Source organism: Pseudomonas batumici, from assembly GCF_036585405.1.
In the GTDB taxonomy this organism is placed as follows: Bacteria; Pseudomonadota; Gammaproteobacteria; order Pseudomonadales; family Pseudomonadaceae; genus Aquipseudomonas; species Aquipseudomonas batumici.
The window spans coordinates 4,349,045-4,368,819 of sequence record NZ_CP144470.1 but is presented as its reverse complement, the minus strand read 5'-3'; the positions used below and the strand labels follow the sequence as shown (position 1 = coordinate 4,368,819).

At 63.4% G+C, this 19,775-nt stretch carries 17 protein-coding genes; 10 read left to right on the top strand and 7 right to left on the bottom strand.

The features are described 5' to 3' along the window. Positions 1 to 61 precede the first annotated feature (61 nt). From NUH87_RS19750 to rarD, 5 genes are all read left to right on the top strand, one after another. Positions 62 to 799, top strand: coding sequence for a ComF family protein (locus tag NUH87_RS19750; protein WP_338522367.1), 738 nt, complete (start codon positions 62 to 64; stop codon positions 797 to 799). Positions 800 to 980: 181 nt separating this feature from the next. Next, on the top strand, positions 981 to 1,745 hold the full coding sequence (locus tag NUH87_RS19745; protein ID WP_338522366.1) for a TOBE domain-containing protein: 765 nt from the start codon (positions 981 to 983) through the stop codon (positions 1,743 to 1,745). Positions 1,746 to 1,903: 158 nt separating this feature from the next. Beyond that, entirely contained in the window at positions 1,904 to 3,805 is a 1,902-nt protein-coding gene (locus tag NUH87_RS19740) for a PhoX family phosphatase (protein ID WP_338522365.1), read from the top strand. Between the two features lie 319 nt (positions 3,806 to 4,124). Further along, entirely contained in the window at positions 4,125 to 5,099 is a 975-nt protein-coding gene (locus tag NUH87_RS19735; RefSeq protein WP_338522364.1) for a serine/threonine protein kinase, read from the top strand. A 54-nt stretch (positions 5,100 to 5,153) separates the two neighbouring features. Continuing rightward, entirely contained in the window at positions 5,154 to 6,041 is an 888-nt protein-coding gene (gene rarD / locus NUH87_RS19730) for an EamA family transporter RarD (RefSeq protein ID WP_338522363.1), read from the top strand. Positions 6,042 to 6,257: 216 nt separating this feature from the next. Here the strand turns inward: rarD and NUH87_RS19725 are convergent, their stop codons facing one another. Further along, on the bottom strand, positions 6,258 to 6,779 hold the full coding sequence (locus tag NUH87_RS19725) for a glycine cleavage system protein R (RefSeq protein WP_338522362.1): 522 nt from the start codon (positions 6,777 to 6,779) through the stop codon (positions 6,258 to 6,260). A gap of 423 nt (positions 6,780 to 7,202) precedes the next feature. Here NUH87_RS19725 and NUH87_RS19720 point away from each other — a divergent pair, with 423 nt between their 5' ends. Beyond that, entirely contained in the window at positions 7,203 to 9,380 is a 2,178-nt protein-coding gene (locus NUH87_RS19720) for a malate synthase G (protein ID WP_338522361.1), read from the top strand. Between the two features lie 78 nt (positions 9,381 to 9,458). Here NUH87_RS19720 and NUH87_RS19715 read toward each other — a convergent pair whose 3' ends face one another. After that, on the bottom strand, positions 9,459 to 9,902 hold the full coding sequence (locus NUH87_RS19715) for a response regulator (protein WP_040071319.1): 444 nt from the start codon (positions 9,900 to 9,902) through the stop codon (positions 9,459 to 9,461). 313 nt (positions 9,903 to 10,215) lie between these two features. Between NUH87_RS19715 and NUH87_RS19710 the strand changes: the two genes are divergently transcribed. Next, a complete protein-coding gene (locus NUH87_RS19710; RefSeq protein WP_338522360.1) occupies positions 10,216 to 12,150 on the top strand; it encodes a putative nucleotidyltransferase substrate binding domain-containing protein in 1,935 nt (644 codons plus the stop codon). Next, positions 12,147 to 12,854 carry a 3'-5' exonuclease gene (locus NUH87_RS19705; RefSeq protein WP_338522359.1) on the top strand — a complete coding sequence of 236 codons (708 nt, stop codon included), beginning with the start codon at positions 12,147 to 12,149 and terminating at the stop codon, positions 12,852 to 12,854. The genes NUH87_RS19710 and NUH87_RS19705 overlap by 4 nt, the downstream gene beginning before the upstream one ends. 202 nt (positions 12,855 to 13,056) lie before the next feature. Here NUH87_RS19705 and creD read toward each other — a convergent pair whose 3' ends face one another. From creD to NUH87_RS19685, 4 genes are all read right to left on the bottom strand, one after another. After that, positions 13,057 to 14,430 carry a cell envelope integrity protein CreD gene (gene creD, locus NUH87_RS19700; RefSeq protein WP_338522358.1) on the bottom strand — a complete coding sequence of 458 codons (1,374 nt, stop codon included), beginning with the start codon at positions 14,428 to 14,430 and terminating at the stop codon, positions 13,057 to 13,059. Positions 14,431 to 14,525: 95 nt separating this feature from the next. Continuing rightward, on the bottom strand, positions 14,526 to 15,944 hold the full coding sequence (creC, locus tag NUH87_RS19695; protein ID WP_338522357.1) for a two-component system sensor histidine kinase CreC: 1,419 nt from the start codon (positions 15,942 to 15,944) through the stop codon (positions 14,526 to 14,528). After that, positions 15,944 to 16,624 carry a two-component system response regulator CreB gene (creB, locus tag NUH87_RS19690; protein ID WP_338522356.1) on the bottom strand — a complete coding sequence of 227 codons (681 nt, stop codon included), beginning with the start codon at positions 16,622 to 16,624 and terminating at the stop codon, positions 15,944 to 15,946. Before creB ends, creC begins: the two co-directional genes overlap by 1 nt. Before the next feature lie 58 nt (positions 16,625 to 16,682). After that, positions 16,683 to 17,183 carry an ATP-dependent zinc protease gene (locus NUH87_RS19685; RefSeq protein WP_338522355.1) on the bottom strand — a complete coding sequence of 167 codons (501 nt, stop codon included), beginning with the start codon at positions 17,181 to 17,183 and terminating at the stop codon, positions 16,683 to 16,685. A gap of 195 nt (positions 17,184 to 17,378) precedes the next feature. On the opposite strand from NUH87_RS19685, the gene NUH87_RS19680 reads away from it, so the two are divergent. Beyond that, positions 17,379 to 18,302, top strand: a complete 924-nt coding sequence (locus NUH87_RS19680) for an acyltransferase (RefSeq protein WP_338522354.1) — start codon at positions 17,379 to 17,381, stop codon at positions 18,300 to 18,302. Between the two features lie 58 nt (positions 18,303 to 18,360). Here the strand turns inward: NUH87_RS19680 and NUH87_RS19675 are convergent, their stop codons facing one another. Further along, positions 18,361 to 18,903 carry a DUF2780 domain-containing protein gene (locus NUH87_RS19675; protein WP_338522353.1) on the bottom strand — a complete coding sequence of 181 codons (543 nt, stop codon included), beginning with the start codon at positions 18,901 to 18,903 and terminating at the stop codon, positions 18,361 to 18,363. A 221-nt stretch (positions 18,904 to 19,124) separates the two neighbouring features. On the opposite strand from NUH87_RS19675, the gene NUH87_RS19670 reads away from it, so the two are divergent. Then, positions 19,125 to 19,712, top strand: a complete 588-nt coding sequence (locus NUH87_RS19670) for a fasciclin domain-containing protein (RefSeq protein WP_338522352.1) — start codon at positions 19,125 to 19,127, stop codon at positions 19,710 to 19,712. Positions 19,713 to 19,775: the final 63 nt, after the last annotated feature.

Below are 19,775 nucleotides of genomic sequence, written 5' to 3'. Positions count from 1 at the left end.
GGCTGGGGCGGGCAATACCCACAGACGCGACACGGATGCTCGGCATATTTAAGGAAGACTCATGCACTGTCAACCACGATACAGAGGGCCGGTTTACATCTGGTTAAAAAACAAACAACACTGTTTGTTATGCGATGAAGCCACCGACACCCCTCACCCAATCTGTACACCCTGCGAGAGCGAGCTGCCCTGGCTGATGGAGTCTTGCCAGGTCTGCGCCCTGCCCTTGCCGATGGTGGGGCTGACCTGCGGGCAGTGTCTCAAGCAGCCGCCGGCCTTCGAGCAGGTGATTGCGCCCTGGACCTACCGCTTCCCGCTGGACAGCCTGATCACCCGCTTCAAGCACCAGAGCCAATGGCCGCTGGGACGACTGCTCGGCGAATTGCTGGCCCAGGCGCTGCGCGAGCGCTTCGACAATGGCCTGCCGCGACCGGACCTGCTGCTGCCGGTGCCCATGGCTGCCCGGCGCCTGCGCCAACGCGGCTATAACCAGGCGGCGATGCTGGCGAACTGGTTGGCGAAAAGCCTGGAGATCCGCACCGATGAGCATTGTCTGCGGCGTATTCAGGACACACTGGCCCAACAAGGCCTGGATGCCCGGGCCCGCCGGCGCAACCTGCTGCAGGCGTTTGCCCTGGCGCCCGGCGCAAAGGTCGAAGGCCTGCACCTGGCAGTGGTGGACGATGTGCTGACCACTGGCGCCACTGCCGAAAGCCTGGCCCGGTTGCTGATCAAGGCCGGTGCGCGACGGGTCGACGTTTACTGCCTGGCGCGCACACCGAGTCCGCAGACCCGCTAACCGCAACCCTGTGGGAGCGCCGGTCGACGCTCGATTGCCGGCGATGAGGCCAGTCAGCCTTGCATCGCCTGATCGGCCGCTATCGCCAGCAAGCCGGCTCCTACAGAAACGGCGTTCGGCTTGACGTCGATGGTACCGAGAGGCACCTTTCCCGATACCCCTGTCGCCCGAAGTCCGCCCCATGTCCCTGCCCGTCCTGTTGACCCAACACATCGTCCGCCGCCCCCAGCGCATCGCCTTGCTGCAACATATCGCCGAACAGGGTTCCATCACCCGCGCCGCGAAAAGCGCGGGCTTGAGCTACAAGGCGGCCTGGGACGCCATCGATGAGTTGAACAACCTCGCGCAAAAGCCCCTGGTGGAGCGCAGCGTCGGCGGCAAGGGCGGCGGCGGCGCAAAATTGTCGGCTGAGGGCGAACGGGTGCTGCGTCTGTATCAACGCCTGCAGACCCTCCAGGCCCAGGTCCTGGAAGCGGCCGAAGACAGCGGCGACCTCGATCTGCTCGGTCGCCTGATGCTGCGCACCAGCGCCCGCAACCAGCTCCACGGCACGGTGCAGGACATCGCCAGCCACGGGCGCAACGACCTCGTACGACTGGCCTTGGCCGGTGGCCTCACGCTCCAGGCGCAGATCACCCACGACAGCACCCTGCGCCTGGAGCTGGAAAGCGGCACCGAAGTGGTCGCCCTGATCAAGGCCGGTTGGCTGGAATTAAGTGCCATCGGGCAGCCGGCAAAATCCGGACACAATTCTCTGGACGGTCAAATCGAGGAAATTTCCGAGGACGAAGACGGACCGTCGGAGGTCAGAATCTCGCTGCCGAACGGACAAATCCTCTGTGCGCTGGCGCAGCCGGAGCAGATCAAAAATCTCGGTCTGCACGTGGGAAGCCCGGTGCAGACGACGTTTGCGCCGTCCTTGGTGATTCTGGGTACACCGTTATGACGCCATCGCCGGCAAGCCGACTCCTACAGAGGACCGCACTCCCCTTGTAGGAGCCAGCTTGCTGGCGATCGATCGCGCAGCGATCCCCCGCTTTTCCCGCAACAAATCCGTCACACGGCATTACTAAGGTGACCCCCTGACCCGCAGGGAGCCTGATCATGAACCTTTTGGAAGAAAACCAACCGACCGACCTGGAACAGATGGTCGGCCTCAGCCGTCGCGGCTTCATCAGTGCCGGTGCCTTGTGCGGCGCGGCGCTGTTCCTCGGCGGCAACCTGCTGACCCGCAGCGTAATGGCGGCCGGCACCAGCGCCGCCTCCGGCAAGCTGCTGGGCTTCGACAGCATCGCCGCCGCCACCCGCGACACCCTGACCCTGCCACCCGGCTACACCGCGTCGGTGCTGATCAGCTGGGGCCAACCGCTGGCCAAGCACGGCCCGGCCTTCGACCCGAGCGGCAACGGCACCGCCAAGGCCCAGGAAGTCCAGTTCGGCGACAACAACGACGGCATGAGCCTGTTCCCCTTCCCCGGCGACGACAACCGCGCGCTGCTGGCGATCAACAACGAATACACCAACTACCGCTACCTCTACGCCCACGGCGGCCAGCCGCAATCGCTCGAAGACGTGCGCAAGGCCCAGGCCAGCGAGGGCGTCTCGGTGATCGAAATCCAGCGCAAGGACGACCAATGGCGGTTCGTCCAGGGTTCGCCCTACAACCGGCGGATCCACGGCAACACCCCAATCCGCTTTGGTGGCCCGGCAGCCGGCCATCCCTGGCTGCAGACCCAGGCCGACAAGCAGGGCCGCAAGGTCCTCGGCACCTTCCAGAACTGCGCCAACGGCAAGACGCCGTGGGGCACCTACCTGACCTGTGAAGAGAACTTCACCGACTGCTTCGGCAGCAGCCATGCCGAACACAAGTTCGATACCGCGCAGAAGCGCTATGGCGTCGTGGCAGGCAGCAAAGAGATCAACTGGCACGCCCACGATCCGCGCTTCGACATGGCCCTGAACCCCAACGAACTGAACCGTCACGGCTGGGTGGTGGAAATCGACCCGTTCGACCCGCAGTCCACGCCGGTCAAGCGCACCGCCCTGGGCCGTTTCAAGCACGAGAACGCGGCCCTGGCCGAAACCCGTGACGGCCGCGCCGTGGTCTACATGGGCGACGACGAGCGCGGCGAGTTCATCTACAGGTTCATCAGCCGCGACAGGATCGACCACAAGAACCCCAAGGCCAACCGCGACCTGCTGGACCATGGCACGCTGTACGTGGCGCGCTTCGACAACGGCGACGGCCACCCGGATCGTCCGAAGGGTTCGGGGGAATGGGTCGAACTGACCTTCGGCAAGAACGGCATCGACGCCGCCAGCGGTTTCGCCAGCCAGGCCGAAGTGCTGATTCACGCCCGCCTGGCCGCCAGCGTGGTCAAGGCCACGCGCATGGACCGTCCGGAGTGGATTGTCGTCAGCCCCATCGACGGCCAGGTCTATTGCACCCTGACCAACAACTCCAAGCGCGGCGACGACGGCATGCCGGCCGGCGGACCAAATCCTCGGGAGAAGAACGTCTACGGACAGATCCTGCGCTGGCAGGCCCTGGGCGACGACCATGGGGCGGACCGTTTCGGCTGGGACCTGTTCGTGGTCGCGGGCAACCCCGCCGTGCATCCCGGCACGGCCAAGGCCGGCTCGTCCAACATCACCCCGCAGAACATGTTCAACAGCCCGGACGGTCTGGGTTTCGACCAGGCCGGACGGCTGTGGATCCTCAGCGACGGCGACTACAGCAATGCCGGGGATTTTGCCGGCATGGGCAACAACCAGATGCTCTGCGCCGATCCGGCCAGCGGTGAAATCCGCCGCTTCATGGTTGGCCCGGTGGGTTGCGAAGTGACCGGCATCAGCTTCTCGCCGGACCAGAAGACCTTGTTCGTCGGCATCCAGCATCCCGGTGAAAGCGGCCACTCGACCTTCCCCGAGCATTTGCCGAACGGCAAGCCGCGCTCCTCGGTAATGGCGATCCGTCGGGAGGATGGCGGGATCATCGGCGCCTGACGATCCCTTTCGCGGCGGTGCGGCGATCCGACAAGCTCCGCTCCCACAGGGACCGTATTCAGTCAAGGCGATTTGACGTCGAGCGCGATCTTGTGGCGAGCGGGCTTGCCCGCGCTCGGCTGCGAAGCAGTCGCAAAACCTGTGACTGCGTACTACCTGACACAATGAGGTCGCTGATTTTAGGGCCGCTTCGCGCCCCAGCGCGGGCAAGCCCGCTCGCCACAAGAGTCCATCCCCTTTCAGTCCATCACCTATCCGAACCCCGTCTGCGTTAACATGCTGGGTCGGACGCGGCCGCCTGCCGCCCGCAGGAGTCAGCATGTCTCACCCGTTTGAAACACTCACCCCCGACCTGGTGCTCGACGCCGTGGAAAGCATTGGCTTTCTCAGCGACGCCCGGGTCATGGCCCTCAACAGCTACGAAAACCGTGTCTATCAGGTGGGCATCGAAGACGGCCAACCGCTGATCGCCAAGTTCTACCGCCCGCAGCGCTGGACCAACGAGGCGATTCTCGAGGAACACCGCTTCACCTTCGAACTGGCCGAATGCGAAGTCCCGGTCGTCGCCCCGCTGATCCACAACGGCGAAAGCCTGTTCGAACACGCCGGTTTTCGCTTCACCCTGTTCCCCCGGCGGGGTGGCCGGGCCCCGGAGCCGGGCAATCTCGACCAGCTCTATCGCCTCGGACAACTGCTCGGCCGCCTGCATGCCGTGGGTGCCACCCGTCCGTTCGAACACCGCGAAGCCCTGGGCGTGAAGAACTTCGGCGAGGACTCGCTGAGCACCCTGCTGGAAGGTAATTTCATTCCCCGCAGCCTGCTGCCGGCCTACGAGTCCGTGGCCCGCGACCTGCTCAAGCGGGTGCAACAGGTCTACGCCCAAACCCCGCACCAGAACATCCGCATGCACGGTGACTGCCACCCCGGCAACATGATGTGCCGTGACGAGATGTTCCACATCGTCGACCTCGATGACTGCCGCATGGGCCCGGCGGTGCAGGACCTGTGGATGATGCTCGCAGGCAGCCGCCAGGAATGCCTCGGCCAACTGTCGGAGCTGATGGACGGCTACAGCGAGTTCCACGACTTCGATCCCCGCGAACTGGCGCTGATCGAACCCCTGCGCGCCTTGCGCCTGATGCACTACAGCGCCTGGCTGGCCCGGCGCTGGGACGACCCGGCGTTTCCCCGCAGCTTCCCGTGGTTCGGCAGCGAACGCTACTGGGGCGACCAGGTACTGGCATTGCGCGAACAATTAGCCGCCCTGGACGAAGAACCGCTGAAAATATTCTGACGGTTGTGGCAGGATTTACCGACAATTAGTTAGCAGCCTAAGCAAGGACTCTGCATGCAAGCCGCCAACCCGCGTCGCGGGTACATCCTTGGCCTCACCGCCTACATCATCTGGGGCCTGTTCCCGATCTACTTCAAAGCCATCGCCGCCGTACCGGCCGTAGAGATCATCATCCACCGCGTGCTCTGGTCCGCCCTGTTCGGCGCCCTGCTGCTGGTGGTGTGGAAGCACCCGGGCTGGTGGCGCGAACTACGGGACAACCCGCGCCGCCTGGCGATCCTGGCGCTGAGCGGGACCCTGATCGCCGCCAACTGGCTGACCTACGTCTGGTCGGTCAACAACGGACGCATGCTCGAGGCCAGTCTGGGTTACTACATCAACCCGTTGGTCAACGTACTGCTGGGCATGCTGCTGTTGGGCGAACGCCTGCGCCGCCTACAATGGATCGCCGTGGGCCTGGCCACCGTGGGGGTGGCGCAACAGGTCTGGCAGGTCGGCAGCCTGCCCTGGGTGTCGCTGGTGCTGGCGCTGACCTTCGGCTTCTACGGGCTGATCCGCAAGCAGGCACCGGTCAAGGCCCTGCCGGGGCTGGTGGTGGAAACCTGGATGCTGGTGCCCATCGCCCTCGGCTGGCTGTTGCTGCACCCGCTCGCCAGCAGCGCCCAAGCCGAATTCTGGAGCACCTCGCAAGCCTGGTGGCTGATCGCCGCCGGTCCGGTCACGCTGGTCCCCCTGGTGAGCTTCAATGCGGCGGCGCGTCACCTGCCCTACACCACCCTGGGTTTCCTGCAATACCTGGCACCGACCCTGGTGCTGCTGCAAGCCGTGCTGCTGTTCGGCGAACATCTGACCTCCAGCAACCTGGTGGCGTTCATGTTCATCTGGGCCGGCCTGGTGGTGTACAGCGCCGACATCTGGCTCAGCCTGCGCAAGCGCAGCTGATCAAAAAACGCACAGAAGCCTGTAAGCCTTGCTCCACGTGGGCTGCAAGCTTCTACCCCAAGGTTATCCACAAGCCGGTCCACGCCGTTTGTGCACAAGCCCTTGAAACTGCTCGTTTTTTGCTCATATCCTGGAAAGCCCCGGCCGGCCTGGCCGGGCGCCGTGTCTCCCCAGGTTATCCACAGGGCCGTCCCCGTTAAAACTGGATAACCCGCTTCATTCTTCCTCGCTGCGCAGCATCAATTCCACCATCAGCTCATCGGCCAGGGTTTCCAGGCTCGACTGCAAGGTTTCCAGCGGCAGGTCAAACGGCACCGCCAGGATCGCCTCGGCATGAAACAGCGGGTCGCCGCTCATCGGGGCGGGACTCACATCGGTCACCAGTTGCTCCAGATTGATCCCCTGTTCAGTCAGCAGACGGGTGATGTCCCGCACGATGCCCGGACGATCATTGCCCACCAACTCCATCGCGATGGGTTTCCACTGGCCGGGCGCTTCACCACTGCCGGGAATCACCTGGATCTGAATACCTTGGCTGGCGAGGGCGTGGAGCGCCTTGATCAACTCGTCATGGGCCTCGGCCGGCGCCTCGACCCGAACAATCCCGACAAACTGCCCGGCCAGGCCAGACATGCGACTTTCCAGCCAGTTGCCGCCATGCTCGGCAACGCACAAGGCAATCTGTTCGACCTGGCCGGCCTTGTCGGGTGCGAATACAGTCAGTACGAGATGGTCCACGGGATAGCCCTCTTGTTGGTTGATCCAGTATAGGCACGGCCCTTGTCGAGCGCCGTGCGGTCGGTCGCGGGAAGACCGCAAAGGAAAATCGTGTACGATTTTTATATTTGTATGGAACAATCCATGCATTTCTTGAGAACATCAACGCCCGCGGCATGACCAGACAGAACCCACTGGTCGCGAAACGACGTATTTAGTCTGATTTTCACAACCGCAATGCATCATGTAGTATGCGCCAGCACGCACTACATAACGTTGCAACGATATCTGCCCGAGTGCCTGCCAAAGCACGCAAAGCCCCGCCCGCTCGCGTTGGCGGGGTTCGCCCAGCCGCCCGCAAGGGCATGTTCTGGTACTGTGTTGAGAGAAGCGCGCAAGGCTTTAAATAGAAGAGCTGAATAGCTGAGCAGAGTGAGGCAAGCAATGACTGAACACGTTCAAGTCGGTGGCCTTCAGGTCGCCAAAGTCCTGTTCGACTTCGTAAACAACGAAGCCATTCCCGGTACCGGTCTGACCGCCGACCAGTTCTGGGCCGGTGCCGACAAGGTCATTCACGACCTGGCGCCGAAGAACCGAGCCCTACTCGCCAAACGCGATGATTTCCAGGCCCGCATCGATGCCTGGCACCAGTCCCGGGCCGGCCAGGCCCATGACGCCATGGCTTACAAAGCCTTCCTGCAAGACATCGGTTACCTGCTGCCAGAAGCGGCGGATTTCCAGGCCACTACCCAGAACGTCGACGACGAAATCGCCCGCATGGCCGGCCCACAGCTGGTGGTACCGGTGATGAACGCGCGTTTCGCCCTCAACGCCTCGAACGCCCGCTGGGGTTCGCTGTATGACGCGCTCTATGGCACCGATGCCATCAGCGAAGCCGACGGCGCGGAAAAAAGCAAAGGCTACAACAAGGTCCGTGGCGACAAGGTCATCGCCTTCGCCCGCGCCTTCCTCGACGAAGCCGCGCCCCTGGCCGCCGGCTCCCACGTCGACTCCGTGGGTTACAAGATCGTCGACGGCAAACTGGTGGTCGGCCTCAAGGGCGGCACCAACAGCGGTCTGCGCAACGATGCCCAGCTTATCGGCTTCCAGGGCGACGCGGCGGCCCCGAGCGCCATCCTGCTGAAGCACAACGGCCTGCACTTCGAAATCCAGATCGACGCCAGCAGCCCGATCGGCCAGACCGACGCCGCCGGCGTGAAGGACCTGCTGATGGAAGCGGCCCTGACCACCATCATGGACTGCGAAGACTCGGTCGCCGCCGTCGATGCCGATGACAAGGTGGTGATCTACCGCAACTGGCTCGGCCTGATGAAGGGCGACCTGGCGGAACAAGTCGCCAAGGGCGGCACCACCTTCACCCGCACCATGAACGCCGACCGCACCTACACCGCCGTCGATGGCGGCGAATTGAGCCTGCACGGTCGCTCGCTGCTGTTCGTGCGCAACGTCGGTCACCTGATGACCATCGACGCGATCCTCGACAGCCATGGCAACGAAGTCCCCGAAGGCATCCTCGACGGCCTGGTCACCAGCCTCGCGGCGATCCACAGCCTCAATGGCAATACCGTGCGCAAGAACAGCCGCACCGGCTCGGTCTACATCGTCAAGCCGAAGATGCACGGTCCGGAAGAAGCTGCGTTCACCAACGAGCTGTTCGGCCGCATCGAAGACGTCCTGAACCTGCCGCGCAACACGCTGAAAGTCGGGATCATGGACGAGGAGCGCCGCACCACCGTCAACCTGAAAGCCTGCATCAAGGCCGCCAGCGAGCGCGTAGTGTTCATCAACACCGGCTTCCTCGACCGTACCGGTGACGAGATCCACACCTCCATGGAAGCTGGCGCGATGGTGCGCAAGGCGGCCATGAAGGCCGAAAAATGGATCGGCGCCTACGAGAACTGGAACGTCGATATTGGTCTGAGCACCGGCCTACAAGGTCGCGCGCAGATCGGCAAGGGCATGTGGGCCATGCCCGACCTGATGGCGGCGATGCTCGAACAGAAGATCGCCCACCCGCTGGCCGGGGCCAACACCGCCTGGGTGCCGTCGCCGACCGCCGCCGCGTTGCACGCGCTGCATTACCACAAGGTCGACGTGTTCGCCCGCCAGGCCGAGCTGGCCAAGCGCGCCCGCGCCTCGGTGGACGACATCCTGACCATTCCCCTGGCGAGCAACACCGACTGGTCGGCCGAGGAGATCCGCAACGAACTGGACAACAACGCCCAGGGTATCCTCGGCTACGTGGTGCGCTGGATCGACCAGGGTGTCGGTTGCTCGAAGGTGCCGGACATCCATGATGTCGGCCTGATGGAAGACCGCGCCACCCTGCGGATTTCCAGCCAGCACATCGCCAACTGGCTGCGGCATGGCGTGGTCACCCAGGACCAGGTCATGGAAAGCCTCAAGCGCATGGCCCCTGTGGTCGACCGGCAGAATGCCGGTGATGCGCTGTACCGCCCGCTGGCCCCGGACTTCGACAGCAACATCGCCTTCCAGGCGGCGGTCGAACTGGTGATCGAGGGGACCAAGCAGCCCAACGGCTACACCGAGCCGGTGCTGCACCGTCGTCGTCGCGAGTTCAAGGCCCGCAACGGCCTGTAATCCCGCGCTGATGGCCAACGGAAAAAGCCCTGATCGGTAACGATCAGGGCTTTTTCATTCCGGCCGCGGCTACAGGAGCTAGACCACCATCCCCAGCTCACGCTTGACCAGCTTCAGCAACTGCGCGGTATCGATGGGCTTGAGCAGAAAATCCACCACGCTCAAATGCATGGCATCAATGGCATCGCGCACATCGGCATTGCCGGAGACGATGATGATCGGCAGCGCCGCCCGCTCCGACTCGCGCACCTTGCGGATCAGGTCCAACCCGTCATCGGCCATGCGCAGATCGGTGATCAACAGACCGATGTTGCGATTGGACTCCAGCAACGCAAAGGCCGCCGCGCCACTGGCGGCGGTCAGGCAGTGGATATCGTGCAAGGCGAGGATTTCCGACAGCAGCTCCCGGGCGTCCTGGTCGTCATCGACGATCAAGACCCGCTGATGCGACAAGCGAGGTGCCTGCATCACCTGCAGTATGGCCTCGCGCTCGGCATCGCTCAAAATATCGTGGTCGGACATACGGCTCTCTGGTATCCCTTAGCAATTCAATTCCCTGGCACAGCGCTCAGACATCGCTAAACGGGTGCTCAATGTGCACTTCGTCGGAAAGTTTTCCAAGTCGATATTTGTTAAGAATCTACTTATTCAACTGTAGGCTATTTCGCAGACCGCAGGATCTGTACGAAAACTCGCCGTGCGGCGGTCAGGTAAGGCTGTTTTCGTACAGATCCTAGACTTACGTCCAATGGGCACCCTGGGGAAGGGAGCCGACCATGCTCGCAACAGCGATTCATCGCGCCCCTCACAACGGACAAAAAAAGCGATAGTGGTCATGAGCAAAGCGGATGCCTTCACCCAGGCCGGGAAGACCGCGGTGTTGCAGAATATCCACGGCACCTTGCAGTTCCTGCAGCGATTCCCGCCCTTCAACCAGATGGAGAACGCCCATCTGGCCTATCTGGTCGAACAGTGCCAGCTGCGTTTCTACGGCACCGGCGAGAGCATCATCAAGCCCGCCGACGGTCCGGTGGAGCACTTCTATATCGTCAAACAGGGACGAGTGGTCGGCGAACGCCCGCATACCGCCAAGGGCGGCACCGAAACCGTCTTCGAAATCACCACCGGCGAATGCTTCCCCCTCGCGGCGCTGCTGGGCGAGCGGGCCACCCGTACCGAACACCTGGCCGGCGAAGACACCTTCTGCCTGCTACTGAACAAACCGGCGTTCATCAAGCTGTTCTCGTCCTCCGAGACCTTTCGCAACTTTGCCCTGCGTTGCGTCAGCAGCCTGCTGGACCAGGTCAACCAACAGGTCCAGCGCAAAGCCGTGGAAACCCTCGGTACCCAGTATTCGCTCAACACTCGGCTGGGTGAACTGGCGATGCGCCATCCCGTGACCTGCCGCCCGAGCACCCCACTGCGCGAAGCGGTGAGCCTGATGCACGAGCAACAGGTCGGCAGCATCGTAGTGGTCAATGAGGCCAAGGCCCCGGTCGGCATCTTCACCCTGCGTGATCTGCGCCAGGTGGTGGCCGACGGCGTCCATGACTTCGACCAGCCCATCGACCGACACATGATCCAGGCGCCCTTCGCCCTGACCCCGGACCACAGCGCCTTCGACGCCGCGCTCGCCATGACCGAACGGCACATTGCCCACGTATGCCTGGTCAAGGAGCAGCGCCTGTGCGGCGTGGTGTCCGAACGCGACCTGTTTTCCCTGCAACGGGTCGATCTGGTGCACCTGGCGCGGACCATCCGCAGCGCGGCGCGCCTGGACAACCTGGTGACCATTCGCGGCGAAATCGGCCAGTTGGTGGAGCGCATGCTGGCCCATGGTGCGTCGTCGACCCAGATCACCCAGATCATCACCCTGCTCAATGACCACACCGTCTGCCGGGTCATCGAACTGACCCTGGCCGACAAGGGCGACCCGGGCGTGCCGTTCAGCTGGCTGTGCTTCGGCAGCGAAGGCCGCCGCGAACAGACGCTGTACACCGACCAGGACAACGGCATCCTCTTCGAGGCGCGCGACGCGGCCCAGGCCGCCGAGATCCGCGGCAAGTTGCTGCCCCTGGCGCAGCAGATCAACCAGAGCCTGGCGCTGTGCGGCTTCAGCCTGTGCAAGGGCAACATCATGGCCGGCAACCCCGAGCTGTGCCTGTCCCGTGCCGAATGGGCCCGGCGCTTTGCCGCTTTCATTCGTGAGGCCACGCCGGAAAACCTGCTGGCGTCGAGCATCTATTTCGACCTGCGGGTGGTCTGGGGCGACGAACAAGGCTGCCGACAACTGCGCCAGGGCATCCTCGCCCAGGTCGCCGACAATCGGCTGTTCCAGCGCATGATGGCCGATAACGCCTTGCGCCAGCGCCCGCCGGTCGGGCGTTTGCGTGAGTTCGTGCTGACCCGCAACGGCAACGACAAGGCCACCCTGGACCTGAAAGTCCAGGGACTGACCCCCTTCGTCGACGGCGCCCGCCTGCTGGCTCTGGCCAACGGCATCGACGCCGGCAACACCGTCGAGCGCCTGCGCCAGCTGGTGGCCAAGGAGGTGATCGAACGCCTCGACGGCGCGGCTTATGAAGAGGCCTATCACTTCATCCAGCAGACCCGCCTGCAACAACATCAGTTGCAAACCCGGCACAACCTGCCGTATTCCAACCGGGTCGATCCGGACAGCCTCAACCAGCTCGACCGACGCATCCTGCGTGAAGCCCTGCGCCAGGCGCAGCGCCTGCAAAGCAGCCTGGCCCTGCGGTATCAGCTATGAAGCTGTTTTCCTGGCTGAAGGCCCCCGCGCCAACCCTGGATGCCACCACCCTGGCGCGGGTCGGGCAACTGCCGGCCGCCAAGCCCCTGGACGGGTGTTCGCTGCGGGAACAGCGCTGGATTGTCGTCGACCTGGAAACCAGCGGCCTGAACCTGCATCGCGACCAGGTGCTGTCCATCGGCGCGGTGGTCATCGAAGACGGCGCCATCGACCTGGGGCAGTGCTTTGAGCGGACGTTGCTGCGCCCCGGGCAGAGCGTCAACCCCAGCGTACTGATCCACGGCCTGGGGCCCAGTGCCCTGGCGGCCGGCAGCGATCCGGCGCTGGCGTTGCTGGAGTTCATGGAGTTCGTCGGCGACAGCCCGCTGCTGGCGTTCCACGCGCCCTTCGACCAGCACATGCTCGCGCGCGCGCTGAAGGACAGCCTCGGTTACCGCCTGCAGCATCCGTTTTTCGATGTGGCCGATATGGCGCCCTTGCTATGTCCACACGCGACCTTGCGCGAAGCCGGGCTCGACGACTGGATCGGCTATTTCAAACTGCACGTGGAAGAGCGCCACAACGCCAGCGCCGATGCCCTGGCCACCGCCGAACTGGCGCTGATCCTGTTCAGCCGGGCGCGGCAACAGCAGATCCACAGCCCGTTGAATCTGCAACAACGCCTGGACCAATGGAAACGTCGCCGGCAGTCACCGTCTTTTTAAGCCACACCTCATCCCCCTGTAGGAGCCAGCTTGCTGGCGATGAAGGTCAACGATAACGCGGGGTGCCTGGAAACACCCCGGCGCCCTTGAGTTCATCGCCGGCAAGTCGGCTCCTACAGGGATCGTGTCCGTTCTCAAGGCGTCATCGAGCAACCGCGCCAACTCCGCGCCCCACTGCTGATCCTCGCGCAACCCCAGCGACCTACTCATGGACAGCCCCGCTATCAAGGTTCAGCGCCTCGGCGGATTTGCCCTGGCCGATCCCGTACCAATCGAGTTTGCGGGTCAGCACCATGAACACCCCGAGCAGGCAGAACAGCAGCAGCGAGCCCATCAACAGCGCATAGTCCTCGGCGCTCAGCAGCCCATACAGCAAGCCATACAAGGCCGCCAAGCCGATGCCGAAACCCAGGCCATGGGTCAGGCTGCGCAACACATGACAGACATAGAAGCCGAGCAACGCAACACAAGCCCCGGCCGACAGCAGGTACGCCAGGCCAAATCCAAGATGCTCCGACAGCGACAGCAACAGCAGGTAGAAGAAGGCCAGCGCCACCCCGACCAGGGCGTACTGGACCGGGTGCACCGCCAGGCGCTTGAGCACTTCGAACAGAAAGAAGCCGGCAAAGGTCAAGGCGATGAACAGCAGCGCATATTTGATTGCCCGGTCGGACTTGAGGTACTGGTCCACCGGCTCGATAAAGCTCACACCGAAGCTACGGGACTTGAAGCCGTCACAGTGGGTGGTCGCCAGGCAGTTGTTCAGCGCTTCACTCAGATTGGTGGAGAAGAACGACGTCTGCCAGTGGGCATTGAAGCCTTGATCGGTGACCTCGCGCCTGACCGGCAGGTAGTTGCCGATAAAACTGGGGTTCGGCCAATCGGCGGCCAGATGGATGTTGCTGGTCTTGCCCACCGGCAACACCTGCAACTGGCCGGTGCCTTGCAGCGCCAGGTCGAAGTCGAACTCGATGTGCTGCTCTTCCCGGCCATCGACGCGCGGCAGGTTCACATGCACACCGTCGCCCAGCCAGCTCACCTGGGTTCCGGGCCGGAACTCCAGGTTCTGGCTGCCCACGTGCAAGGTCAGGGCGTTTTCGATGCCGCGGATATCGCTGATGCCCAGCGCCAGGTACGGTTCATCGAAGCGATAATCGGCAAAGTCCTCGGTGATGCCCAATTGCAGCGGCAGCGCGAAGCTACCGCTGATCTGGTTATTGGCGTGGAACAGTCGCGCTTCATAGATACCCCGCGCGCGCAGCTCGGTCTGGACCTTGCCATCGAGCTCGAAGCGTTCCGGCAGAAAGTACAGGCGCCCGCTGACTTCGCTGGTTTGCTGGTAACGCTCACCCTTGGCATCGGTCTTCCATTCGCGCACGGTCTGGCGATACGGCACCACCAGCAGCGGGCCGTTCAATTGCTGGCTGTAGCTGGAACTGCGGGCGATATCTTCCAGAACGCCGTCGCGCAGGCGCTGGCGCTCGCTGATGACGCCATCGATCATCATCAAAGGCACCAGCAACAACAGCATCAGTAGGGCTATCGCCCCGAGTTTTATAGCCAGACTGCGGTTCATGGGTTCTCTCCCTGTTGGTATGGGGGAGAGTCTGCGCAGCCTGTGTGGAGGCTTGATGGGGCGAATGTGGAGACTGTGTGGAGAGGCTGTGCGGGTCAGGGAAACCTCAGGCTGACCTCGACACCGCCGGGCACATTGCCGATCCGCAGTTCGCCGCCGTGCAGCTTCATCACTTCCTCGACGAAGTTCAGCCCCAGCCCGGTGCTCTTGCGACCACTGCCCGGGCGCGGCAGGGAGTAGAAGCGCTCGCTCAACCTCGGCAGGGCATATTCGGGGATCGCCTCGGCCTGGTTGAACAGCGAGAAGCACAGCTGCCGGCCCTGGCGCTCGGCCTTGAAACGCACAACCCCCTTGGTCGGCGTGAAATCCAGGGCATTGTCCAACAGGTTGCCGATGGCCTGGCGTAGCAGGAAGGGTTCGCCGAACAGCTTCAAGTCTGGCGCAAACGATTGTTCCACCTGCAAACGTCCGCGCTCGATCCGCGCGGCCTGGGCCTGCAACACCTCATCCACCAGGCTCGCCAACGGCACCTCGACCTGTTCCTCCAGCGCCTGGCGCTGCTCCACCAGAGCCAGGTTCAGCAGCCGCTCGATCAACTGCTGCATCCGCGCGCTTTCGCTGTCGATATTGCCGACGAAGCGCTCACGCTGGGCCTGCGGCATCTCGCCCTGCAACAGCTCCGCCGCCCCGCGAATCGCCGCCAGCGGGCTTTTCAGCTCGTGGGTCAGGGTGTGCACGTAGCGCTCGACATAGGCCTTGCCCTCCAGTTGCGTGCGCATGTGTTCCACGGCATTGGCCAACTGCGCCATCTCGCCGCCGCGATAGTGCGGCAACTCGGCCCGACGCCCTTCGCTGACCGCCTGGGCGTAGGCGGTCAGGCGCCGCAACGCCGCGCTCAGCCACCAGGACAGCAACGCACCGAACAACAGGCCCAGGCCGATCAGCCCGGCGCCGTACCAGAGCAGGCGGTGCTCGGTGCGATCCACGTAGGGCTGCAACGAACTGTTGGGCTTGGCCACCGTGACCACGCCGATGATCTGGCCGTTGTCGGTGATCGGCGCGCCGACATGCATCACCGAGGAGTTCGGGTCGCCGTCCACCGTGCGGGTCGAGCGGGCACCGTACTCGCCGCGCAGGGTCAGGTAGACATCGTTCCAGTTCGAATAGTCCTGCCCCACCGCCTGCTCGGCGGAATCGAGCAATACGATACCGTGGGCGTCGGTCACGTAGATCCGGTGATTGACCTGATTCTTCTCCAGACCCCAGATGGTCGCCGCCGGCTTGCGCTGGCCGTAGGCCTTGAGCACTTGCGGCAGGCGGCTCTGGCCGAGGGTGCCGTTCTTGACGTCATCGTGGAGGATTTCCGCCAGCAGGTTGGCCGTGTCCACCAGGGTTTCCTCCGTGGACTGGCGCACGCCGGGGCGGATTTCCTTCATCACCGTGTTCAGCACGAAGTAACCGGTCAGGCCGATGAAGAGCAGGTACACCAGGAAAATCCGGATCGACAAGGGCATCAGCTGTTCCCCGAACTGTAGCTGTAGCCCAGCCCGCGATGGGTCTGGATCGGTTCGGCATCGGCCGCCACCGCCCGCAGCTTGGCCCGCAGGCTCTTGATATGGCTGTCGATATTGCGCTCGTAGCCGGCATCCGCCGCCACGCCCAGCGCATCGAGCAACTGCTCGCGGCTGAAGACCCGCTCGGGTTGTTCCAGCAGGCAGGCGAGCAGGCGGAATTCGTGACGGGTCAGGCTCAAGGGGTGGCTGCGATAGCTGATCTGCACCCGCTCGTGGTCGACCAGGAAGCGTTCGCTGGAAACCGGCGACGGTGCCGGGGACACCACGCGCTTGAGGATCGCCCGCACCCGCGCCGCGACCTCCCGTGGGCTGAAGGGCTTGACCACGTAATCGTCGGCACCGATCTCCAGGCCCACCACGCGATCGATTTCGCCATCGCGGGCGCTGAGAAACATCACCGGCACTTCGGTAAAGCGCCGCAGTTGCTTGCACACCTCGAAACCGCTGATGTCCGGCAGGCCGATATCGAGAATCAGCAGGTCGGCAGGCGTCGCACGTTGATGTTCCACCGCCGCGCCGCCCAGGTTCAGCCAGGTGGTGGTGAACCCCTCCCCCTGCAAGGCGTAGATAAGGGTATCGGCAATCGCCGCTTCGTCTTCGACTATCAGGATATGGGGCATGGCGTCCGAGCACTGGTGTTGATCGCGCAACGGTGCCGGACGCGTGCCGCCCCGTCAATCAGCAGTCGGGTTTGTCGGCGGTATAACGCCGCGCCGGGTTCACCGCCGCGCCGAACTCACGCAGGGCCTTGGCACCGATCAGCAACGGAAAGTTGAAGCTGCTGCGGTTGGTCAGGTTGACCTCCACCGTGCGTTTGACATTGCCCAGGCACATCTCCAGTTCCACCACCGGGCGCTTGCTCGGATCGGCGGCTTCGCCGTCCTCGTCTTCCTCGGAGCGGGTCTTGATCCTGCTGATCCGTGAAACCTTGTGTTCATAGACCTTGTTGCCGGCATCCGCCGTGCCCAGGCGGAAGCGCACCCAGTCCTCGCCATCGCGCTTGAACAACTCGATGTCCTTGGCCGACAGCGAGGCGGTCAGCGCACCGGTGTCCATCTTGGCCTTGAAGGTCTGGCCGATTTCCGGCAACCGGATGTATTCGTAGCGCCCGTAGAGGGTCGGTTCGGCCGCCATGACCGGCAGGGCCAGGAGAGACAGCAGGGCAATAATGGATTTCACTTCGGCTGTACCTTTGAGTGGACGCACAAGGAGCGCCATTTTAGACCGCCGTGGCAGCATTGGTTCATGAACAAATCCGGCGAATAGACATCAAGCTGTCCGAATCCAGGTGAAATATTCGTCGTTCGCCCGATTTGGCGTCTGTCCACGTCGCCTTTATCATGACGCGCCCTCACGCTTTGAAAGAGTCCCTGTATGCGCCGCCTGCTCACCGGCAGTCTTGTCACGCTACTGCTTTTGCTCAACACGCTGGTGCTGTTCGGCCCGCTGATGGTCTTCGCCCTGCTCAAGCTGCTCCTGCCCGGTCGTCTGCGCGACTACGCCAGCGCGGCGGTGATGTGGATCGCCGAAACCTGGGCCGAGATCGACAAGCTGATCTTCGCCCTGTGCATCCCCACCCGCTGGGATATTCGCGGCGCCGAAGGCTTGCGCGGCGACACCTCGTACCTGGTGGTCTGCAACCATCAATCCTGGGTCGATATCCCGGCACTGATCCAGACGCTCAACCGGCGCACGCCGTTCTTCAAGTTCTTCCTCAAGAAAGAACTGATCTGGGTGCCCTTCCTCGGCCTGGCCTGGTGGGCGCTGGACTACCCGTTCATGAAGCGCTACTCCAAGGCCTTCCTCGACAAGCATCCCGAACTCAAGGGCCATGACCTGGAAATCACCCAGGCCGCCTGCGAGTTGTTCAAGCGCCAGCCGGTGACCGTGGTCAACTACCTGGAAGGCACCCGCTTCAGCCCGGCCAAACGCCGGGAGCAGGAATCGCCCTTCACCCACCTGCTCAAACCCAAGGCCGGCGGCGTGGCCTTCGTGCTGGCGGCCATGGGCGAACAGCTGGATGCGATCCTCGACGTCACCGTGGTCTATCCACAGGAGCGGATCCCGGGCTTCTGGGATTTGATCAGCGGCAACCTGCCCAAGGTCATCATCGACTTCCAGACCCGCGAATTGACCGCGGACCTGTGGCAGGGCGACTACGAGAACGATCCGCTGTTTCGCCAGCGAATCCAGGACTGGGTCAACCGGATCTGGAGCGAAAAGGACCAGCGCATCGCTGCCTTGCTTCGCGAGAGCGACCCGGCACCGTCGACCGACAACCTTCGGCAATCCTCATAAAAAAACGCATCGAGCGGCCTGAACCGCTCGATGCGTTTTATTCGAGCCCGATGGCTTGTCAGCCACCGGCGCCCCAGATACCGCCCAGGCTATTGAGCAGCGGACCACCGACACCCTGCTGCCCCAGGTATTGCAGGATCAGCGGGGCAAACTGACCGACCATGCCGCTGTCCATGCCCAGGGCACCGAAGGCCTTGTTCAGGTCATTGGTGTTCTGCACATTGCCCAGCGCACTGCCCAGCGCCGACGCGTTACCCGACTGGCCGAGCAAACCGCCCAGGCCGGCCAGGGCGCCGCCACCCGACAGCTGGTCGAGCCCTGGCACGCTCTGGCTCAACTGCGAATAGTCGTTGTTGCTGAGCTGGTTCTTCGCCAGGCCCAGCATCGCAGCGGTGCCCCCCACGGCCTGTTGCGGGGTGACATTCAATTGCGAACCCAAGGTGCCGAGCAGGTCGCCCGCCGGTGCCGCCGCATTGCCATTCTGGCCGCCCTGCATGGCCGAGACCGCATCGGCCGCATCGCTCAGGCTGAACGCCGCGAACACCGGCGTAGCGGCGAAGGTCAGGAGCGAAGCCAGTACCACACCGCGTGAAATCTTCATTGCAACACCTCTTGAGTCATCAAAAACGCCCGCCAGCAGGCACACGTGTCGAACACTGGTCGTTGGAGTCAAAAAAACCGGACTTGTTCCGCATCCACCGAATCCTCTCACCGGGTCTGTAAAAAGAATGTGCGCCCGGTGCATCCGATTCCCTCCCCCTTGCGTATATCAAGCACGGCCAGACTCCCTGGCCGACTTCACAGCGACAAGGATTCCTCATCATGAAACGCACTTCGATCAAAGCCCCCCTGATTGCCAGCCTGCTGACCCTTGCCTTGTTCGGCGGCCTGGCCGAGGCGGCGAGCATGAGCATGGACCACGACAGCGTGACGGTCGGCGGGCAAAGCATGCTGCCGAGCAAGGACATCATCGACAACGCGGTCAACTCCGCCGACCACACCACCCTGGTCACCGCCGTGAAGGCCGCCGGGCTGGTCACCACCCTCAAGGGCCAAGGCCCGTTCACCGTCTTCGCCCCCGTCAACGCCGCCTTTGCCGCCCTGCCCGCCGGCACCGTCGACAACCTGCTCAAGCCGGAAAACAAAGGCACCCTGAGCCACATCCTCACCTATCACGTGGTGGCCGGAAGACTGGACATGGCCGAGCTGGCCAAGCGCATCAAGGCCGGCGGCGGCAAGACCGAACTGACCACCGTGGCCGGTGGCAAGCTGTGGGCGATGATGAACGGCCCGCACAACATCGTGATCAAGGATGAGAAAGGCACCACCGCCGACATCACCACCTACGACGTCATGCAATCCAACGGCGTGATCCAGGTGATCGACAAGGTGCTGCTGCCCAAAGGCTGAACCCGGCCCCGCCGCCGCTCCCACCCTACTGTAGGAGCCGGCTTGCCGGCGATGAACTCAAGG

Excerpts from the sequence above, each read along its gene's own strand:
- NUH87_RS19750 (WP_338522367.1), top strand. The coding sequence starts at position 62 with ATGCACTGTCAACCACGATACAGAGGGCCGGTTTACATCTGGTTAAAA.
- NUH87_RS19745 (WP_338522366.1), top strand. The coding sequence starts at position 981 with ATGTCCCTGCCCGTCCTGTTGACCCAACACATCGTCCGCCGCCCCCAG.
- NUH87_RS19740 (WP_338522365.1), top strand. The coding sequence starts at position 1,904 with ATGAACCTTTTGGAAGAAAACCAACCGACCGACCTGGAACAGATGGTC.
- NUH87_RS19735 (WP_338522364.1), top strand. The coding sequence starts at position 4,125 with ATGTCTCACCCGTTTGAAACACTCACCCCCGACCTGGTGCTCGACGCC.
- rarD (WP_338522363.1), top strand. The coding sequence starts at position 5,154 with ATGCAAGCCGCCAACCCGCGTCGCGGGTACATCCTTGGCCTCACCGCC.
- NUH87_RS19720 (WP_338522361.1), top strand. The coding sequence starts at position 7,203 with ATGACTGAACACGTTCAAGTCGGTGGCCTTCAGGTCGCCAAAGTCCTG.
- NUH87_RS19715 (WP_040071319.1), bottom strand. The coding sequence starts at position 9,902 with ATGTCCGACCACGATATTTTGAGCGATGCCGAGCGCGAGGCCATACTG.
- NUH87_RS19710 (WP_338522360.1), top strand. The coding sequence starts at position 10,216 with ATGAGCAAAGCGGATGCCTTCACCCAGGCCGGGAAGACCGCGGTGTTG.
- NUH87_RS19705 (WP_338522359.1), top strand. The coding sequence starts at position 12,147 with ATGAAGCTGTTTTCCTGGCTGAAGGCCCCCGCGCCAACCCTGGATGCC.
- creD (WP_338522358.1), bottom strand. The coding sequence starts at position 14,430 with ATGAACCGCAGTCTGGCTATAAAACTCGGGGCGATAGCCCTACTGATG.
- creC (WP_338522357.1), bottom strand. The coding sequence starts at position 15,944 with ATGCCCTTGTCGATCCGGATTTTCCTGGTGTACCTGCTCTTCATCGGC.
- creB (WP_338522356.1), bottom strand. The coding sequence starts at position 16,624 with ATGCCCCATATCCTGATAGTCGAAGACGAAGCGGCGATTGCCGATACC.
- NUH87_RS19680 (WP_338522354.1), top strand. The coding sequence starts at position 17,379 with ATGCGCCGCCTGCTCACCGGCAGTCTTGTCACGCTACTGCTTTTGCTC.
- NUH87_RS19675 (WP_338522353.1), bottom strand. The coding sequence starts at position 18,903 with ATGAAGATTTCACGCGGTGTGGTACTGGCTTCGCTCCTGACCTTCGCC.
- NUH87_RS19670 (WP_338522352.1), top strand. The coding sequence starts at position 19,125 with ATGAAACGCACTTCGATCAAAGCCCCCCTGATTGCCAGCCTGCTGACC.